Genomic DNA, 17703 nt, shown 5'->3' on the forward strand with positions numbered 1-17703 from the left:
ATGCCTTTCGCTCATGAGCGCCGTTCATGCCCCGCGCCCATGAGCCCCGCTCATGGCGCCTGCCATGAGTGCGGTTCATACCCCGGGCCCATGAGCCCCGCTCATGGGCTTCCACGAGCGCCCGCCCATGAGGCTTCCTCATGAGGTCACCCCATGAGCCCCGCTCATGGCCGCCCGTCCCCCGGCAGCGCGAGCACCAACACCGGCACCTGCACCTGCGCCGGCACCGGCACCGGCACCGGCGGCCCGTCCCGCCGCGCTCAGCACCGCCCGTACGCCCGCGGTGAGGACGGACGCGTCCCGTCCGGCGCCCCACACCACCCGGCCGGCGACCCGTGCCTCGACGTACGCCACCGCGTCCGGCCCGGAGCCCACCGCGTGCTCGCTGAAGGAGAGGATCTCCGCCCCGACCGCGTCCGCGACCGCGTCCAGCGGCCCGGCGCCGGTGCCCCGCCGCCCGTCGACCTCGGCCCAGTCGTCACCCACCCGCCAGGTCCGCGAGGATCCCTCGTCCAGGTACTCCGCCCGGAACAGCCCGTACAGTTCCTCGCCCGTCACTTCCCGCCCGCTGTCGTCCGTCGCCCGCTGGACGATCCGCGCGAAGTCGATCTGCAGCCGCCGGGGCAGCTCCAGGCCTTCCCCGGTCTGCAGCAGGTAGGCGATCCCGCCCTTGCCGGACTGGCTGTTGACCCGGATCACCGCCTCGTAGTCCCGGCCCAGGTCGGCCGGGTCGATCGGCAGGTACGGAACGGACCAGGGCGCCTCCCGTTCGGGGACGCCGAGTTCGACGGCGGTCCGGGCGTGCCGCGCGAACCCCTTCCTGATGGCGTCCTGGTGGGTGCCGGAGAAGGCGGTGTGCACCAGGTCCCCGGCGTAGGGGTGGCGCTCGTGGACGGGCAGCCGGTTGCAGTGCTCGACGGTGCGCCGGACCTCGTCGATGTCGGACAGGTCGAGCATCGGGTCGACGCCCTGGGTGTGCAGGTTGAGCGCCAGGGTGACCAGGTCGACGTTCCCGGTGCGCTCGCCGTTGCCGAACAGGCAGCCCTCGATCCGCTGCGCGCCGGCGAGCACGGCGAGTTCGGCGCAGGCGACGCCCGTGCCCCGGTCGTTGTGCGGGTGGACGGAGAGGATCACCGCGTCCCGCCGTTCCAGGTGCCGGTCCATGTACTCGATCTGGTCGGCGTAGACGTTGGGTGTCGCGGTCTCGACCGTCGCCGGCAGGTTGTGGGTGACGGGCCGGTCGGGGCTCGCGTCCCACAGCCGGGTCAGCGCGTTGCACACCTCCAGGACGTAGTCGGGCTCGGTCAGGTTGAACACCTCGGGCGAGAACTGGAAGCGCAGGCCGTCGCGTCCCTCCCCCAGCCGGGCCATCTGCGTGGCGGCTGCGGTGATGAGCGACCGCAGCTCCGCCCGTTCCTTGCCGAGGACGACGTCCCGCCACAGCGGCGCGGTCGCGGTGTAGAGGTGGACGACGACGCGCGGCAGGCCGGCCACGGCTTCGAAGGTGCGCTCGATCAGGTCGGCCCGGGCCGCGGTGAAGACGACGACCGTGACGTCGTCGGGGACGGCGCCGGGGGTGGTGGCCAGTTGCCGGACGAAGTCGAAGTCGGCCCGGCTGGCGGAGGGGTAGCCGACCTCGATCTCCTTGAAGCCCATGGCCAGGAGGAGGTCGAACATCCGCTGCTTGCGTGCCGGGTCCATCGGTTCGGCGAGCGCCTGGTTGCCGTCCCGCAGGTCGACGGGCACCCACAGCGGCGCCCGCTCGATGCGCCGGCCGGGCCAGCGCCGCATCAGGGCGGGCACGTGGACCCGTTCGTGGGCGGGGCGGTAGCGGTGGGAGGGCATGGCGCCGCCGCGCTGCGGGTTCCAGGCGGGGGCGTCGGCCGGGACGGGCCCGGCGGGGGCGTGCAGGGTCGGGAAGATCATGCGGGTTCCTCATGACGCGTACCGGTGACCGGCAGGACGGCGCCCCGCAGCGGGGTGCCGGTCCGGTCATGCCCCGCTGCGGCCACCAAGGAGAAGGCCCCCCGCGGGGAGGATCCAGGGCTGCATGCCGGGTAGGGTAACCACGACACAAGTCCTCAGACAACCTGACAGGTGAGCCCGATGACGCCGCTCCGCCCCTCCCCCCTCGCCGAACAGGCCGCCACGCGGATCGAGGAGCAGATCCGGGCCGGCCAGTGGCCGGTGGGCGGGAAGCTGCCGGGCGAGGTGGCGCTGGCCAAGGAGCTGGGCGTCGGCCGCTCGACGGTCCGGGAGGCGCTGCGCACGCTCGCCGCGGCCGGGATGGTGCAGAGCCGCCAGGGCTCCGGGGTGTTCGTCACCGCCGACCGCCCCGCCGAGGACTGGCCCGCCCGGCTGCGCCGTGCCGAACTCGCGCACGTCTACGAGGTGCGGACGATGGTCGAGGTGCAGGCCGCCCGCCTCGCCGCCGCCCGCCGCAGGGAGGCGGACCTCGTCGCCCTGGACGCGGCCCTGGCGGCCCGCCACGCGGCGGGCGGGGCGGACGACACCGCCTTCGTCGACGCCGACATCGCCCTGCACACCGCCGTCGTGGCGGCCGCCCACAACCCCGTGCTGGATGACCTCTTCGCCCAGTTCGCCCCGGTGCTGCGCGAGCAACTGGTCACCCTGGTCGGCCTGTTCGACATCCGCGCCGAGGACCCGAACCAGGGCTACGACTCGCACGCCGCCCTGGTCCGCGCCGTCCGCGACGGCGACCCGGAGGCCGCCGGCCGGGTGCTGGCCGCGGAGCTGGAGGCCACCCGCTCCCGCCTCCTGGCGGACTGAACCCGACGCGCACCCGAGCGGGCCGGACGCCGCGACCTCCCCGGACATCCGGGACGCCCCGAACTCCCCGGCCACCCCGCACCACGACCATCCCGACCGCCACCCCGCCCCACCGCTTCACCGCCCCACCGCCCCACCGCTTCACCGACCCCGGCAGCACGGTCCATGACCTCGCCGGCGAGGTCATGGCCACTACCCGGCCTGCGGCGGCTGCAGGCACGCCCGGGACGAGCGCCAGGAATGCCGGCCTTCGGCGCCGCCGTCGATGCGTACGTCCGCCTGCCGCTCCGGCCGGCGGCCGGCTGCTGCGGACGACTGCCGCGGCGGCCGGGTGCCGTGGGCGGACTACCCGGCCCGTCTCGATCCGCTGGAGGGTCACGTCGCCGCCGGGCTGCGTGAACGCTCGGCGACCCCCGGGCCGTCGAGTCTGATGGAGCGGTTGTCGGCCTGGCTGAAGTCGGCGAAGCACCGGGACGAGCTGCTGCGGACGATCCGTCAGTCGCGCGCCTCGGTGCGGCAGCGTCCTGCCCCCGACCGAACGATCGGGACGGACGAACGGGGCCCGGCCTCGGCGTCACACAGTTTTCACACGGCGGCCATCCACCGGCTGCGCGCGTCGTTGACACTGTGTCAAGCAAGTCCGGATCGGCCTGCTCCGCATACGTACAGTCAATGACTGAATGACATTGTGTCGGATGCGTGTGCAAGCACCGCTCAGACAGCGAACGGGCTTTCACTCCAATCACACGGTATGACTAGTATCGCTTCGTCAAAAAGCCCGTGCCCGGACGGCCCGCCCCTCACCGGCCGGCCGCCAGCCCCAAGGAGTCTGCTCTGCGCGCGCGTGCGAATCGGCGGCCCCCGACGCCGAAGGGCCCCCGCAGGCGTCCACGCCTGTCCCTGCGGACGGCGCTTCTCGTCCTGGCCGTCGTCCCCAGCCTCGCCTTGGTCGCCCTCTGGGCGGTCACCAGCGGCGAGACCGTCTTCGACTTCCAGCGGCAGGCCGCCCAGGGCCTCCTGGCCCAGAAGGCCGGCCAGCCGTCGAACATCGTCTACTACAACCTCCAGGAGGAGCGCCGGCTCAGCGCCGAGGCCCTCGCCCGGCCCGGCGCCGGCACCGACCAGTTGCGCCGCCAGCGGCAGGCGACCGACGACGCGGTGCGCCAGTTCCAGGCCCTGTCCGGCGAGACCGCCGACAGCGCGCCCGACGAGGTGCGCAGCGCCGTCGCCGAGGCCCGCCAGGCCATGGGCAAGCTGGCCGAGCAGCGCGCCGCCGTGGACCGCGGCGCGGTCGACCAGCAGACCGTCTACGCCTACTACACCGACCTGATCGCGGTCGACCTGCGGCTGTTCACCGCGCTCAGCCACGTGGACACCGGCGAGGTCACCTGGATCTCCAAGACCCTCGTGAACGCCTTCTGGGCGAAGGAGATGCTGGCCCGGGAGGACGCCATCCTGGCCCGCGGCTGGCCCGCCGGCCGGCTCAGCACCGCCGACTACCAGGCGGTGCAGCAGGCCATCGGCGCGCAGGACCACCTGCTCACCGTGCAGGTCGTCCCGTACGTCCCGGACGGCGAGGCGCCCGCCTGGCACGACCTGATGAACAGTCCGGCCTGGCAGGCCAAGGCCGCCGTCGAGCAGCAGCTGACCAGGCCGACCGCCGCCGACGCCAACGGCACCGTCAAGCTGCCCGCCGCCCAGGACCAGTGGCGCCAGGCGCTCGACCAGGTCAACCCCGCGCTGATCAAGGCGATCGAGACCCGCACCAGCGGCATCGTCGAGGTCGGCAAGGGCGCCATCCTGCACCTGCTGACCCGGGTCGTACTGACCACCGTCGTCGGCCTGATCACGGTCATCGCGGTGGTCATCGCCTCCTGGCGGCTCAGCCGCTCGCTGCGCCGCCGGATCAAGGAACTGCACACCCAGGCCGAGGAGATGCAGCGCACCCTGCCCGAGGTGGTCGAGCGCCTCGGCCGCGGCGAGCAAGTGGACGTCGAGGCCGAGGCCCGCACCATCACCGAGGGCCCGCACGGCAACGGCACCGACGAGCTGGCCCGGCTCGGCCAGGCGCTCAACCTGGCCCGCTCCTCCGCCCTGGCGGCCGCCGTCGGCCAGGCCGAGCAGCACCGCGGCTTCGAGCGGCTGCTGCAGCGCATCGCCCGCCGCACCCAGCTGTTGATCGGCCGCCAGCTGCGCAAGCTGGACGAGCTGGAGCGCAGGCACGAGGACCCGGAGGTCCTGGAGGGCCTGTTCGACCTCGACCACCTCACCGCCCGGCTGCGCCGCTACGAGGAGAACCTCGTCATCATGGCCGGCGGCCAGCCGCAGCGGCGCTGGCGCAAGCCGGTCCCGCTGCTGGACGTGCTGCGCGCCGCGCAGGGCGAGGTGCAGGACTACCGCCGGATCATGCTCGACGTGGAGGGCCACCCGTGGCTGTCCGAGCGGGCGGTCGGCCCGGTCGCCCACGTGCTCGCCGAGCTGATGGAGAACGCCACCACCTTCTCCAAGCCGCCCACGCCGGTGGAGGTCCGGGCGGCCATCGTCGGCCGCGGGCTCGCGATCGAGATCGAGGACCGCGGTCTCGGCATGGACCCGGAGCAGTACGACGCGGCGAACGAGCTGATGAGCCGTCCGCCGCGGACGGACGTGCTGGCCCGGGCCGACGACATCCGCCTCGGCTTCCACGTGGTGGCCCGCCTCGCCTCGCTGCACGGGCTGAAGGTCGAGTTCCGCCCGTCGGCCTTCGGCGGCACCCGGGTCGTCGTGCTCGTTCCGGACGAGCTGGTCATCGACGGTGATGCCGGCCTGCCGGACGGCGGCGTCGGCGTCGTCGGCGCGACGGCCGAGCCGATCCCGCTGGTCCGGCGCTCGCGCCGGGCGGTGCGGTCGGCCTCGGACGACGTGCCCGTCCAGGCGCCGGCCGGACCGCCGGTCGCGCCGGTGGAGTCCTTCGGGCAGGGCGACTTCGGCCCGCAGGCGGCGCCGGTGCCGCTGCCGCTGGTAGCGCAGCTGCCGCCGGAGGTCCCGGACGCCCCGTTCCCGGACGCCCCGTTCCCGGAATCACCGTTCCAGGAATCGCCGTTCGCGCAGTCACCCTCCCCGGAATCGTCGTTCCCCGAGGTGCCGTTCCCGGTGGCCCCGTTCCCGGAGGCGCCCTCCCCCGTGGCACCGTTCCAGGAGACTCCGGCGCACGAGGTCCTCCCGCCCGTCCCGGCGCAGGAGGCCCCGTACCTGCCGGCACCGGTCCAGGAGGCCCCGTACCTGCCGGCACCGGTCCAGGACGCCCACCCGCCGTTGCCGTCGGTGTCCGCGCAGCAGCCCGCGCAGCAGCAGCCCTTCCCGTCCGAGGAGCCGGTGCGGCCCGAGCAGCCGATCGAGCACAGCTCCCCGGCCGAGCCGGCGCCCGCTCGCGAGACCCCGGCCTACCCGGACATCGCCTACGCCCGGGTCACCGAGGCCGAGGCGCCGTACGCCGACGAGCAGTACCGCCCGGCCGATCACTACCGGCTGGCCGAGCGGCGCGGCACCCGCGAGTACCCCACCTCGGTCCCGTACAGCCCGGCCGAGGGCGGGCAGCCGCCGCTGCCGCAGCGCGTGCGGCAGGCCAGCCTGGCCGCCGAGCTGCGGGTGCCCCCGCCGGCCGGCTCGCAGTGGGTCGAGCGCCCCGCCGAGGGCCCTGCCACGGGAGCCGGCGCGGGCGCCCGCGAGGGTGTCGGCGACGTCGTCGGCGCGGGCACCGCCGAGGGCGCCGTGCCGCCCCCCGCGAGCCCGTTCCAGCGCGCCGAGCGCCCGGTGCGGCGATCGGGTGCGGCGATCGGCGCCTTCCAACGACAGTCCCGGGCCGCCCGGGCCCAGGACAGCGGCGAGCACCGGCTACCCGCAGCCCTCACCCGGCCGGCTCCCCCCGCCCCCTCCGGTCCCCCGGCTCCCCCGTCCGGCCCCTCCCCCTGGGCCCTGCCCGCCGCGGACCCCCGAACCACACGAACGGATGACCAGTGATGAACCGCACGATCGCCACCCACCAGGACCTGGACTGGCTGCTGGACGGACTCGTCGACTCGGTGCCCGGGACCAGGAACGCCGTCCTGCTCTCCGACGACGGCCTCGTCGTCAGCCACTCCCGCACCATCGAGCGGGCCGACGCCGAGCGCCTGGCCGCCGTCGCCACCGGCCAGCAGAGCCTGGCCCGCGGGGTCGGGGTGCTGTTCGACGGCGGGCCGGTGCACCAGGTGATCGTCGAGCTCGCCGAGTGCTGGCTGTTCATCATCGCCGCCGCCCAGGGCACCCACCTGGCCGTGGTCGCCTCCCAGGAGGTGGACGCCGAGGTGATGTCCGTGGCGATGCACACCCTGGTGCAGCAGGTCGGCCAGAAGCTCACCACCCCGGCCCGCGCCGAGGCCGCGCCCGCCGCCCCCGCCTCGTTCGACGTCTTCGCCGCCCGGAACCGGGGCTGACGCAGGTGGGCCCGTACGGGAACGACGCCTGGGGGGCCGGCCGCGACGACGGCCGGCGGCGCGACGCGGTGCCGCACTGGAGCGAGCTGGAGGAGGACGCGGAGGACGAGACGGGCAGCATGGTCCGCCCGTACACGATCACCCGCGGCCGCACCGCGCCCGAGCGGGACGACCTCACCCTCATCACCGTGCTCACCACGGTCGAGGAGGAGGCCGCCAAGGCCCTGGCGCGGGGCAGCCGCGCCGGTGCCCGCGGCCTCCAGCCCGAGCACCGCCTGATCCTCGACCGCTGCCGTCGTCCGGCGGCCGTCGCCGAGGTGTCGGCCGGCCTGGACCTCCCGGTCTCGGTCACCAAGATCCTGCTGGGCGACCTGGTCGCCCAGGGCCTGCTGAAGGCCCGGGCGCCGCTGTCGGTGGCCCGGGCCGCCGGGGGCGTGGACCTCGGCCTGCTCACGGCCGTACGCGAAGGACTCCGGAGACTCTGAACATGGCAACACCCCACTCCGCCATCGGCGACCCCACCGCCACCCACCCCACCGCCACCCACACCGCCGCCCCCGCCGCCGCCCCCGCCGCCGCCCCGGCCGCCGTCAAGATCCTGATCGCGGGCGGCTTCGGCGTCGGCAAGACCACCCTGGTCGGCTCCGTCAGCGAGGTGACCCCGCTGCGCACCGAGGAGTACCTGACCCGGGCCAGCATCGGCGTCGACGACCTCTCCGGCGTCGACCAGAAGGACACCACGACCGTCGCCCTCGACTTCGGCCGGATCACCGTCAGCCCCGAGCTGGTGGTCTACCTGTTCGGCACGCCCGGCCAGGAACGCTTCTGGTTCATGTGGAACGACCTGGTCAACGGCGCCCTCGGCGGGATCGTCATCGCCGACACCCGCCGGCTGGAGACCAGCTTCGCCTCCATCGACTTCTTCGAGAGCCGGGGCATCCCGTTCGTGGTCGCGATCAACTGCTTCCACAACACCAACACCCGCACCCCCGACGAGATCCGGGCCGCGCTCGACCTCGACCCGCAGGTGCCGATGCTGCTCGGCGACGTGCGCGAGCGCACCTTCGGCCGGGACCTGCTGCTCGCCCTGGTCGACCACCTGATGGAACTCGCCGCCGTCTCCCCCGCCGGCTGACGCCCCTTCGGCCGCAACCCACCGGCCGACCCCCAACCGGCTGACCCCCTTCGGCCGCACCCGTCCCCCGGCTGAACCTCACTTCTCTGGGAGCACCACACCATGACCACACCCCTGCGCGTCCTCGTCCACGGCGGCGGCATCGGCGGCCTCACCCTCGCCACCGCCCTCGCGAAGCGCGGCCACCACGTCGACGTCGCCGAGCTGCGCGAGCAGCCGGAGGCGCTCGGCGTCGGCATCATCCAGCCCTCCAACGCCCTGCACGTGATGCGCGAGATCGGCGTCCTGGACGACTGCCTGGCCGTCGGCTTCGCGTGGGAGGTGCTGACCATCTGCGACCCGGCCGGCGCCACCCTCGCCGAGATCCCGCAGCCCCGGATGGACGACGCCCCGTCCAACAACGGCATACCGCGCCCCGCGCTCGCCCGCGTCCTCGCCGACGCGGCCACCGCCGCCGGCGCCGCCCTGCGCTTCGGCACCACCATCGCCTCGGTCACCGACGACGGCGAGGGCGTCGACGTCACGCTCACCGACGGGCACGCCGGCCGCTACGACCTGGTCGTCGGCTTCGACGGCATCGGCTCGCCGCTGCGCCGGCACCTGTACGGCGAGGCGTACGCGCCCGAGTACACCGGCTTCGCCAACTGGCGCGTGACGCTGCCGCGTTCGCCCGAGGTGCGGGGCGTGGTGATGTCCGCCGGCAACACCGCGGCGAAGGCGTTGCTGACCCCGATCAGCGAGGAACTGATGTACCTGGGCTCGGTGTTCGCCGAGGCCGAGGACTTCCGCCCGGACCCGGAGCGCGCCCACGAGCAGCTGCGCGAGCGCCTGGCCGGCTTCGGCGGCCCGATCGCCGAGGCGCTGGCGCAGGTCACCGACCCGGCCGCCGTGGTCCACACACGGATCTCCCAGGTCACCGTCGAGGAGCCGTGGCACGTCGGCCGGATCGTCCTCGCGGGCGACGCCGCCCACGCCTCCACCCCGCACCTGGCCCAGGGCGCCGCGATGGCCGTGGAGGACGCGCTGGTGCTCGCCCTGAGCCTGGACGCCCACGACACCGTCCCGGCCGCCCTGGCCGCCTGGGAGGCGCGCCGCCGCCCACGCGCCATGTGGGTCCAGGCCCTGTCCCGGGCGGTCCTCAAGCAGGAGACCGGCACGCCGACGTCGGCGGAGGAGGACGAGCTGCTGAAGGTCGGCATCCCGGGCGCCGCGCACGTCCTCGTCCAACCGTACTGACGCCATGACCGCGCGCCCGGGCGCCCCGTTCCGGCCGGCTCAGCCGGTCGGTGCGGGGCGCCGCTGCGTCCGCCAGGTGCTGATCCGGTGGACGGTGTAGAGGATCAGCACACCGGCGAGCACGTAGAGCACGGTGGAGACGGTGGAGAGGTACACGGCGCGGCGCAGCTCGTCCTCCGTCAGCGAGTCCTTCATCGCCAGGTACGTGTAGCTCTGGCCGACGTACCAGCCGATCACCCACGCCCCCCAGCAAACGGCGAGGAGCGCGCCGGGGGCCGACCGCCGGGGCGCGCTGGCCTTCCAGACGTCCGTCACGATCACGTGCGGGATCCACAGGTTCGCCACCGGGGTCATCCAGGAGCCGACCGTCCACCCCCTGACCCGGCGCTGGCTGCCCGGCCCGCCCAGCGACTCGGCGTTGATCCTCGCCCGCCACAGCCAGCACAGGAACACCACGCCGGCAGCGAGGATGACCAGCAGGCCCTTCCACCACGAGAAGAAGCTTGAGAAGTCGGCGGCGGCCTGGGCCTCCTCGATCGTCGCCGTGCCCGCCAGGAGGTGCTCGACGACCAGGTAGACGCGCCAGTCGGCCACCGTGAGCAGGACGCTGTACAGCAGCGCCGGCAGGACCAGGACCGTCACGGCCACGCTCAGGCCGGTCACGGCCCGGTACGGCCCGGTTCGGCCCCGTCGGCATTCGCGGGCGGGACCGCTCGGTGCGGATGCTCCATGTTTCCCCCAGAGTTCGTGTTCACCAGAGTGCGATCAACTGCGCGGCCCGGTAGCCGAGCCAGCCCGCCAGGGCCAGCGCGACCGCGAGTCCGAGACCGGTCAGAGCGGTCAACTGCGAGGAGAGCCGGGTCCTCCAGAGCATCGTCCGGCGGCGGCGTCCCACCGACGCCAGGGCGGCCTGCGCCGCGCGGGCCACGTGCTGCGTGGGCGTCTCCACCACCCCGAGGCCCGAGCTCCGCATCCAGGACCGCCACCCCGTGCGGCGGAGCCCCACCGGGAACACCCGGGGCGTCCAGGACTCGTCGAAGACGACGACGGCGGAGACCCAGTGCTCGTCCGGCCCCTGCTCCCGGAGCGGCACCGGGGTCGGCAGGTGGTCGTTCAACCGGGCCATCAGGTCGGACGGGCCACCGGCGCGAGCAGGACCAGCTTCCCGGCCGGCTGGGTGGCCCGCACCTGCTCGACCTCCCACCACAGCCCGTCCCCCTGCCCCAGGCGCAGGACGATGAGCTGGGACAGGTCCATCAGCCGCAGCACCCGTCGGCTTCCAGTCGTCCGGCGGCAGGTAGAAGCGTGCGGCGCCGAGGCGCGGCAGGGGCTCCGCGGGCTGCCCGACCGTGATCACGGGACCGAAGACCCCGAGCCCGCCGACGAACTGCTCCTCCCGCGTGTAGATGTTGAAGTCCGCGCCGTCCTCGATCTGGGCGGCGATCTCGTCGTCCTCGAAACTGCGCAGGTAGAGCACGGGTTCCCGGCCGTCCCGCAGCAGCGCCCGGGCCGCCGGGCGCCCCGCGTACGGGCGGGTGCGACGCAGGATCAGGAGACCGGCCCCGGTGGCCGCCAAGCCGCCGAACATCAGGAGGAACTGCGACTCCATGGGCATGGTGTGGCCCCGCCGATCCGACGTGGTGACGGCGAAGGTCCCGGCCCCGAACAGCATCAGACCGATGCTGTTGGCCACCCGCAGCGTCCTGTTCCACCGCGGCCGGAGCGGGGCGAACCGGCTGACGAGGCCCACGAGTTGCGGGGCCCCGACCGCCGACGGTGCCGCAGCCACAGGGCCGGCCAGGCCAGGACCAGGGCCGCCACCGCGAGCCACCGGGCGACCGCGGCTTCGAGGCCGGACCCCTCACGTCCGCCCGCCCCGTCGATGCCCACGTCGATCGCCAGCTGCAGCGCGACGTAGGCGGCCGTGACCGCCAGCGCGGTGACCAGCCGGGCAATGATCCGCAGACACGACGACACCTCGGCTCACCCCCAGGCTCTCCCCCGACAGCGTGAGTGGAATGCCTGGAGTTCGTACCGCATTCAACTGGTCATCATGCTCATGCAGATGAGCAGATCTCATGACGCCGCGTCCACACCGCCGCCGAAACCCGGGCCAGCAGACGGGCGGCCGGGTCGGCGCGGTCGGCACCGGAGGCGAGCGGGCCGGTGTAGCAGACCGCGATCAGGTACGGCGGGCAGTCGTAGGGGTGGACCAGGCCGACACAGTGCCGGGCACCCGGGATCCAGCCGTTCTTGAACGCGATCCGGGTGTTCGGCGGGAGACCGGCCGCGAGGTCCACCCGGAAGTCGTTGTCCTCCAGGAGCCCGAGCAGTTCCGGCTCGTCGGCGAGGGAACGGATCAGGCGGACGAGGTCCCGGGCACTGACCAGGTTGTTGACGCCGACCGCCCGCGCCGCGTAGTCCTCGATCCCACGCGGGGTGGAGCTGCGGGTCGCACCCGCGCGGCGCCACACGTCGGCGACCGCCCGCGGGGTGGTACGGGCCAGACAGAGGTTGGTCGCCAAGTTGGAGGAGTGCGTGATCATCCGCTCGGCGAGCAGGCTGAGCGGGACGTGCGAGCCCAGCAACTCCCAGGGCAACGGGTCGCTGTCGTAGTCCTGGTTGTTGCCGAACTCCCCGCCGACGGCCGACTCGAAGTGGTTCACCACCGGCACGTCGGCGTCCAGGTTCACACCGCTGCGCCACAGCGCCGCGAGCACGGCCACCTTCATCGTGCTCGCGGCGTCGTGCAGGACGTCCGGATTGCGCACGAACACCGGCTCCGCCACACCCGCCCAGGGGGCCACCACCACAGAAAGCATGGAGGAAGGGTAGGGGATATTCGGTCAGACCCGGGCATTGGCCGCGAAGGCCACGAATGCCCGCCAGGCGGCGGGTTCGAAGGTGAGGTGCGGGCCGTTCGAGTCCTTGGAATCGCGCACGAGGACGGCCTCGCCGGTCTCGGCGACCTCGACGCACTCGCCGCCCTCGTTGCCGCTGTGGCTGCTCTTACGCCAGGCGACTTCGACGCACGCGCCGCCCTCGTTGGTGCTGTGGCTGCTCTTGAACCAGACCAGTTCCATACCTCCTGACGGTACGCCAACGGCCCGCCGCCAGATAGACGGTGGGCCGTTGAGGGGAGGTCCGGTCAGACCTCGGCAGTGGCGGCGAACGAAACGAACGCCTCCCACGCGGCCGGCTCGAACGCCAGCTGGGGGCCACTCTTGTCCTTGGAGTCACGCACGTGGACGACACCGGGGGTCTCGGCCACCTCGACGCACTGACCACCCTCGTTAGTGCTGTAGCTGCTCTTGATCCACGCCAGCTTCGTGTTCATTGTTCTCCCAACATCTTCTCGATCAAGGTCAGGGAATCCTGCGGCGTATGAGCCTGCGCTCTGAGAGCACCGTAGCGTGCATTCATGATACGGACTTCTTCCTGATCCGTGATCAGCCGACTGCTTTGCTGCGCCTCGATGTAGCCGTTCTGCGGTCGCCCCTTGGGAGTAATCAGCGTGAACGGCCCACCCAGCCCGGGGTGGTCCGTCCGACAGAGCGGCATGACCTGGATGACCATGCCCCTCATGTGGCCAACCATCAACAAGTGCCGCAGCTGCTCCCTATGAATCTCCAAGCCGCCCAAAGGCCTCAGGAGAACACTCTCGTCGATGACCCAACTGAAGATCGCGCGTGGCCATCGCGTCAGAATGTCCTGACGAGCGATCCTAGAGGCCACCCGTTCCTCGATGACTTCCTCGGTCAGGAGCGGTTGCCTCATCCCGTATACGGCTCGCGCGTGCGCCTCGGTCTGCAGGAGACCCGGAACGGCGAACATGCTGTACTCGTGGATCTCCACAGCCAACGGCTCCAAGCCCGCATAGCCCTGGAACCAGGCCGGGTGCCGCACGCGCGCCTTGGCCCGCGCGCTCACCACGTCATCCTTCGCAATCGCCAGCAGCCCACCGGCCTTGACCACCTTGTCCACCGCGACCAGCAACTCCGGCTGCGGGGTGCGCACTCCGCGCTCCACCGCGCTGATCAGGTGCTCCCCGTAGCCGACGTACTCCCCGAGTTCCTTGCGCGTCAGTCCGGCCTGCTCCCGCAGGAGTCTGATCTGCTTGCCGATCGCCCGGAAGAAGTCCGAGACCTCCGTCAGGTCCTCCGGCAGTTCCGTCCGGACCTCGCCCGAGTCGCTGTTGCGCGCCGTACCCATCGCGACCACCCCGCCTGTGATTGAGCCACGAGACAAAAAGCTGTCCGCACCGGTACAAGCACTCTCCGTACTCGCCGGATGCATGGTCAGGGTACGTCCGGGCCGTCACGCTTTTCTCCCATGACGACCGAAATCCCGCTCGACAGCCCCCGCACCCACACCACCCACCTCGCCGCCACTCCCCGGGGTGCGGCGATCTGCCGGCGCCTCGCCAGACGTCAACTCACCCTCTGGGGGCTGCACTCGGCGCACACCGAGCCGTTCTACTCGGCGTTGCTGATCGTCGCGGAGCTGGCGGCGAACGCGATCACGCACGGCCGCGTTCCGGGGCGCGGCTTCGAGCTGCACCTCGCGCTCACCACCACCGCGCGCCGGGGCACCACCTTGCGCATCGCCATCAGTGACCCCAGGGGCGACCGGCTCCCCCTGCTCCCCACCGTCCACCTGCCCAACGCCCAGTCCGGCCGGGGCCTCACCCTCATCGACGCGCTCTGCGACCGCTGGGGCACCATCCCGCACCACCCCGACTCCAAGACCGTCTGGGCCGAACTCGACCTCGCCCCCGATGCCTCCTGAACCCCGCCATACCGGGGGCCACGCGACCCTCTGCACCCTTCTGCCCTTCGTGCTCCTCCTCGCGCTGCTCGCCTGGGCCCACCCCCTCGTCGCCCGGCGGGGCGACCGGCACCGTCCCGTCCCCACGGCAACCCCAACCACCCATCCGTAGAACGACATCGGAGTGGGAAGTCGGCCGATCCGACTTCCCACTCCTCTCGCATTCCCCCTGGGCGGCGGCCCGGCCTCAGGACCGCCGGACGCGCAGCACGCTGGTCAGCATGGGGAGGGTGAACGCGCCGTCGGCGGTCTCCGGCCGGCTCTCCAGGTAGGCGCGGGTCCGGCTCAGCGGGGCGTCCCGTTGCCGTTCCGGCATCACGAGGACGCCCGCCTTCGTCCCGAGGGTCGCGACGAGGGAGTCGGCGGTCCGGCCCTGTCCGTGCGGGAACTCGGCCTGCTCCGGCGAGTCGAACCGGGCGTCCCCGCCCTTCCGGGGGAGGTGCATGCCGGCCGCCTCGACCCGCCAACTCGCCGGCACGTCACGCGGGCCGATGGCCGCGCTCCCGGTGACGGCTGCGAACCCGGCCACCCAGTCGGCCCCGTCGTCGAACACGTTCCACAGGCCCGCCAGTACTCCGCTGGGTGCGAGGACCCTGGCGATCTCGGGGCCCGCGAGGTCCATGTCGAACCAGTGCATGGCGTTGCCGGACACCACCGCGTCGACGGACCCGTCCGGCAGCGGAATCGTTTCCGCACTGCCCGCCAGGGCGCGCACCGCAGGGTTTCCCCGGCGCAGTTCGGCGAGCATCGCCGGGTCGGGCTCGACCGCGACGACGTCGACGCCCATCGCGAGCAGCGTGCCGGTGAGTTTGCCGGTCCCGGCGCCGAGGTCGAGCACCCGCGGGCCGGGCGCGGGTTCGAGGGCCCAGCGGACCGCGGCCTGCGCGTAGTCCGGGCGGTGCTCGGCGTAGGCGCCCGCCGCCGCGCCGAACGACGAGCTGTGGAGCCGCCGTTCGTCGTTCGGTAACCGCTGCCCTCCGCTCCGGCTGTCCTCCTGGCGCCGGTCCCGCTCCGGACCGTTGTCGATCCGCGTCATCGCAGCTCCTCCGGCGAGCGGGCCACTCCCTCCGCCCAGCCCTCGGGTGGCCGGCCCCGGGCCGACGGGCCACCGGCGGCGCGAATCCACCGGACTGCGACCCGACACGGCGCCCTTCGTCGCATCGGCCGACGAGGATGGTGACGGCCGGGCGCGCCGGCGCGTTCCGGACCTACCACCGACCCGCCGGACACCCCGGGTGGGTCGACGTCACTTCCGGGCGCCTCGCTCGGCTGCGTCGAAGGCGGGCGCGAGCGGGGCCAGCGCCGCGCGGAGCCGGTCGGGCAGTGAGCCCGAGGGCACGACCAGCCCGCCGGCGCCAGGGCTCCCGGCGCCCCCCGCGGTCTCGGGCGGCCGGAGCCAGCCGTCCAGGGCGATGCGCACCGCCGCGGCCACGCTCGCCGCGAGCACACGGGCCGTGGGCGCTGCGGCGTCACCGATGCGTTCACCGATGCGTTCGGCGATCACCGCCGTGAGCGGGGGCTCGATTCCGGCGGCGGCGTCGAGGAACGCGTCGCGCAGCGCGGTCCGGGCGGTGATCAGCAACAGCGCCTCGTGTTCGCGCTCACCGGTGTTCGTGTACTGCTCGACCACCGCTTCGGTGACGGCGTCGGCCAGGCGCACTCCTGCGGGGCGGGCCGCGACCGCCGCCGCGACCCGCCCCTCCCGGTCCGCGGTGACGGCGGAGACGATCGCCTGCTCACGGCTGGCGAAGTAGTTGTTGTAGGTGCGCGGCGAGACCCCTGCCGCCTCGGCGATGTCCTCGACCCGCACGTCGTCCGGGCCGTGCTGCACGGCCAGGCGCAGGGCCGCCTCCCGCAGCGCCTCGCGCGTGGCCTGCTTCTTCCGCTCCCGCAGCCCTGGTGGTGGTGTCGTCACGGCGTCAGCGTTCCACACAGGGCTGCGCACACGCAAACTTTCCCCCACGCAAACTTTCCTCAACGCAAACTTGCGCGTGCGCATTTTTCCTGTCAGCCTCGACCCCACCGACCGGACCGACCGAAGGGGCACCACCGTGCGAGCACGAGGAATGACCTACGACACCGGATTCGTCCTGCACGGCCGAACGTCCCGCGAACACTTCGACCCCGCGGTGGTCCGGCGTGAACTCGCCGTCATCCGCGACGACCTGCACTGCAACGCGGTCCAGATCATCGGCGGCGACCCGGACCGGCTGGAGCTGGCCGCCGGCGCCGCCGCCGAACTCGGCCTGGAGGTCTGGTTCTCGCCCTATCCGCTGGAGCTGGACCCGGAGCAGATCCTCACGCTCTTCCACGACTGCGCCGGGCGGGCCGAACGGCTCCGGCAGCGGGGAGCCGCCGTCGTGTTCGTCGCGGGGGTCGAGCTGAGCGTGATGAACCGCGGGTTCCTGCCCGGAGGGAGCCCCGAGGAGCGCGTCGACCAGCTGATGGGCCGGCCCGAGCGGCGGGGCGAAGCGATGCGCGAACTCGGCGTGCGCATCAACGCGTTCCTCCGCGACGCCGCGGCCACGGTCCGCGAACGCTTCCAGGGCCGCCTCACCTACGCGTCCATCCAGTTCGAGCAGGTCGACTGGACCCCCTTCGACATCGTGGCGTTCGAGCTGATCCGCTCCGCCGAGGTCGCCGACCGGTTCCGGGACGCGGTACGCACCCTCGCCCGGGGCCCCAAGCCGCTCGCCGTCACCGGCTTCGGCACCGCGGCCTACCGCGGCGCGGGAGACCGCGGCGGCCGGGTGCTGGAGGTGGTCGAGTACGACCCGGAGACCGGGGCCCCGGTGCGGCTGAACGGCGTGTACGAGCGCGACGAGGCCGGTCAGGCCGCATACCTCGACGAACTGCTGGAGATCTTCGAGACCGAAGGCGTGGACAGCGCGTTCGTGTTCCTGTTCGCCCTGCCCGGCTACCCGCACCGCCCCGACGGCGACCCCCGGGACGACCTCGACCGGGCCGGACTGGGCATCGTGAAACTCCTCGAAGGGCGCCGGGGCCACACCTACCCCGACATGGACTGGGAACCCAAGGCCGCCTTCGCGGCGGTGGCCCAGCGGTACCGGAGGTGATCACCGCTGCGCGCCGCCCCGGCCGCGCCCGCGCAGCGAGACGCGGTTGCCGTCCGGCTCCACCACCTCGATGCGGACACCGGGCGCCGGACACCGGACGCCCATGAGGTTCTCTCATGAGGTTCTCTCATGAGAGAACCTCATGAGGAACCCGGCGGTCGGCCGGGACCGCACCTTCCGGAGT

18 protein-coding genes are annotated in these 17703 nt (G+C 73.0%); 8 read left to right on the forward strand and 10 right to left on the reverse strand.

Annotated elements, in window-relative coordinates; genetic code table 11:
* Window positions 1–138: 138 nt before the first annotated feature.
* The gene (locus tag ACFV04_RS07525) at window positions 139–1926 is read right to left on the reverse strand and encodes a 2-isopropylmalate synthase (protein ID WP_380527455.1); all 1788 of its coding nucleotides are present in this window, start codon (window positions 1924–1926) and stop codon (window positions 139–141) included.
* 180 nt (window positions 1927–2106) lie between these two features.
* On the opposite strand from ACFV04_RS07525, the gene ACFV04_RS07530 reads away from it, so the two are divergent.
* The 6 genes from ACFV04_RS07530 (at window position 2107) to ACFV04_RS07555 (ending at window position 9615) form a co-directional block, all read left to right on the forward strand.
* Window positions 2107–2790 (forward strand): FadR/GntR family transcriptional regulator, encoded by a 684-nt coding sequence (locus ACFV04_RS07530; RefSeq protein ID WP_380336478.1) that lies wholly within the window; start codon window positions 2107–2109, stop codon window positions 2788–2790.
* A gap of 945 nt (window positions 2791–3735) precedes the next feature.
* On the forward strand, window positions 3736–6789 hold the full coding sequence (locus tag ACFV04_RS07535) for a nitrate- and nitrite sensing domain-containing protein (RefSeq protein ID WP_380527457.1): 3054 nt from the start codon (window positions 3736–3738) through the stop codon (window positions 6787–6789).
* Window positions 6789–7244 (forward strand): roadblock/LC7 domain-containing protein, encoded by a 456-nt coding sequence (locus tag ACFV04_RS07540; protein WP_380336474.1) that lies wholly within the window; start codon window positions 6789–6791, stop codon window positions 7242–7244. The genes ACFV04_RS07535 and ACFV04_RS07540 overlap by 1 nt, the downstream gene beginning before the upstream one ends.
* A 5-nt stretch (window positions 7245–7249) precedes the next feature.
* On the forward strand, window positions 7250–7729 hold the full coding sequence (locus ACFV04_RS07545) for a DUF742 domain-containing protein (RefSeq protein WP_380336471.1): 480 nt from the start codon (window positions 7250–7252) through the stop codon (window positions 7727–7729).
* 2 nt (window positions 7730–7731) lie between these two features.
* On the forward strand, window positions 7732–8379 hold the full coding sequence (locus ACFV04_RS07550) for an ATP/GTP-binding protein (RefSeq protein ID WP_380527461.1): 648 nt from the start codon (window positions 7732–7734) through the stop codon (window positions 8377–8379).
* Window positions 8380–8481: 102 nt separating this feature from the next.
* Entirely contained in the window at window positions 8482–9615 is a 1134-nt protein-coding gene (locus tag ACFV04_RS07555) for an FAD-dependent monooxygenase (protein ID WP_380527463.1), read from the forward strand.
* 39 nt (window positions 9616–9654) lie between these two features.
* Here ACFV04_RS07555 and ACFV04_RS07560 read toward each other — a convergent pair whose 3' ends face one another.
* The 7 genes from ACFV04_RS07560 to ACFV04_RS07590 all read right to left on the reverse strand — a co-directional run bounded on the left by ACFV04_RS07560 (window position 9655) and on the right by ACFV04_RS07590 (window position 13827).
* Window positions 9655–10278, reverse strand: coding sequence for a DUF4328 domain-containing protein (locus tag ACFV04_RS07560; protein WP_380527465.1), 624 nt, complete (start codon window positions 10276–10278; stop codon window positions 9655–9657).
* Window positions 10279–10366: 88 nt separating this feature from the next.
* Entirely contained in the window at window positions 10367–11308 is a 942-nt protein-coding gene (locus ACFV04_RS07565; protein ID WP_380527467.1) for a hypothetical protein, read from the reverse strand.
* Window positions 11287–11592, reverse strand: coding sequence for a hypothetical protein (locus ACFV04_RS07570; RefSeq protein WP_380527469.1), 306 nt, complete (start codon window positions 11590–11592; stop codon window positions 11287–11289). Before ACFV04_RS07570 ends, ACFV04_RS07565 begins: the two co-directional genes overlap by 22 nt.
* 80 nt (window positions 11593–11672) lie before the next feature.
* Entirely contained in the window at window positions 11673–12437 is a 765-nt protein-coding gene (locus tag ACFV04_RS07575; RefSeq protein ID WP_380527471.1) for a serine hydrolase, read from the reverse strand.
* A 24-nt stretch (window positions 12438–12461) separates the two neighbouring features.
* Window positions 12462–12698, reverse strand: coding sequence for a DUF397 domain-containing protein (locus ACFV04_RS07580; RefSeq protein ID WP_380527473.1), 237 nt, complete (start codon window positions 12696–12698; stop codon window positions 12462–12464).
* A 65-nt stretch (window positions 12699–12763) separates the two neighbouring features.
* Window positions 12764–12952, reverse strand: a complete 189-nt coding sequence (locus tag ACFV04_RS07585; RefSeq protein ID WP_380527475.1) for a DUF397 domain-containing protein — start codon at window positions 12950–12952, stop codon at window positions 12764–12766.
* Window positions 12949–13827, reverse strand: coding sequence for a Scr1 family TA system antitoxin-like transcriptional regulator (locus ACFV04_RS07590; protein WP_380527477.1), 879 nt, complete (start codon window positions 13825–13827; stop codon window positions 12949–12951). The genes ACFV04_RS07585 and ACFV04_RS07590 overlap by 4 nt, the downstream gene beginning before the upstream one ends.
* 120 nt (window positions 13828–13947) lie before the next feature.
* Here ACFV04_RS07590 and ACFV04_RS07595 point away from each other — a divergent pair, with 120 nt between their 5' ends.
* On the forward strand, window positions 13948–14403 hold the full coding sequence (locus ACFV04_RS07595; protein ID WP_380336447.1) for an ATP-binding protein: 456 nt from the start codon (window positions 13948–13950) through the stop codon (window positions 14401–14403).
* Window positions 14404–14629: 226 nt separating this feature from the next.
* Here the strand turns inward: ACFV04_RS07595 and ACFV04_RS07600 are convergent, their stop codons facing one another.
* Together ACFV04_RS07600 and ACFV04_RS07605 are read right to left on the reverse strand one after the other, a co-directional pair.
* On the reverse strand, window positions 14630–15478 hold the full coding sequence (locus tag ACFV04_RS07600; RefSeq protein WP_380527479.1) for a class I SAM-dependent methyltransferase: 849 nt from the start codon (window positions 15476–15478) through the stop codon (window positions 14630–14632).
* A gap of 210 nt (window positions 15479–15688) precedes the next feature.
* Window positions 15689–16357 (reverse strand): TetR/AcrR family transcriptional regulator, encoded by a 669-nt coding sequence (locus ACFV04_RS07605; protein WP_380336690.1) that lies wholly within the window; start codon window positions 16355–16357, stop codon window positions 15689–15691.
* Between the two features lie 151 nt (window positions 16358–16508).
* Between ACFV04_RS07605 and ACFV04_RS07610 the strand changes: the two genes are divergently transcribed.
* A complete protein-coding gene (locus tag ACFV04_RS07610) occupies window positions 16509–17519 on the forward strand; it encodes a hypothetical protein (RefSeq protein ID WP_380527490.1) in 1011 nt (336 codons plus the stop codon).
* Window positions 17520–17703: the final 184 nt, after the last annotated feature.

It is taken from the genome of Kitasatospora sp. NPDC059599 (assembly GCF_042735125.1).
In the GTDB taxonomy this organism is placed as follows: Bacteria; Actinomycetota; Actinomycetes; order Streptomycetales; family Streptomycetaceae; genus Kitasatospora.

Coding starts and splice junctions, on each gene's coding strand:
- ACFV04_RS07610 (WP_380527490.1), top strand. CDS start 16,509: ATGACCTACGACACCGGATTCGTCCTGCACGGCCGAACGTCCCGCGAA.
- ACFV04_RS07585 (WP_380527475.1), bottom strand. CDS start 12,952: ATGAACACGAAGCTGGCGTGGATCAAGAGCAGCTACAGCACTAACGAG.
- ACFV04_RS07580 (WP_380527473.1), bottom strand. CDS start 12,698: ATGGAACTGGTCTGGTTCAAGAGCAGCCACAGCACCAACGAGGGCGGC.
- ACFV04_RS07550 (WP_380527461.1), top strand. CDS start 7,732: ATGGCAACACCCCACTCCGCCATCGGCGACCCCACCGCCACCCACCCC.
- ACFV04_RS07525 (WP_380527455.1), bottom strand. CDS start 1,926: ATGATCTTCCCGACCCTGCACGCCCCCGCCGGGCCCGTCCCGGCCGAC.
- ACFV04_RS07590 (WP_380527477.1), bottom strand. CDS start 13,827: ATGGGTACGGCGCGCAACAGCGACTCGGGCGAGGTCCGGACGGAACTG.
- ACFV04_RS07530 (WP_380336478.1), top strand. CDS start 2,107: ATGACGCCGCTCCGCCCCTCCCCCCTCGCCGAACAGGCCGCCACGCGG.
- ACFV04_RS07555 (WP_380527463.1), top strand. CDS start 8,482: ATGACCACACCCCTGCGCGTCCTCGTCCACGGCGGCGGCATCGGCGGC.
- ACFV04_RS07600 (WP_380527479.1), bottom strand. CDS start 15,478: ATGACGCGGATCGACAACGGTCCGGAGCGGGACCGGCGCCAGGAGGAC.
- ACFV04_RS07575 (WP_380527471.1), bottom strand. CDS start 12,437: ATGCTTTCTGTGGTGGTGGCCCCCTGGGCGGGTGTGGCGGAGCCGGTG.
- ACFV04_RS07540 (WP_380336474.1), top strand. CDS start 6,789: ATGAACCGCACGATCGCCACCCACCAGGACCTGGACTGGCTGCTGGAC.
- ACFV04_RS07595 (WP_380336447.1), top strand. CDS start 13,948: ATGACGACCGAAATCCCGCTCGACAGCCCCCGCACCCACACCACCCAC.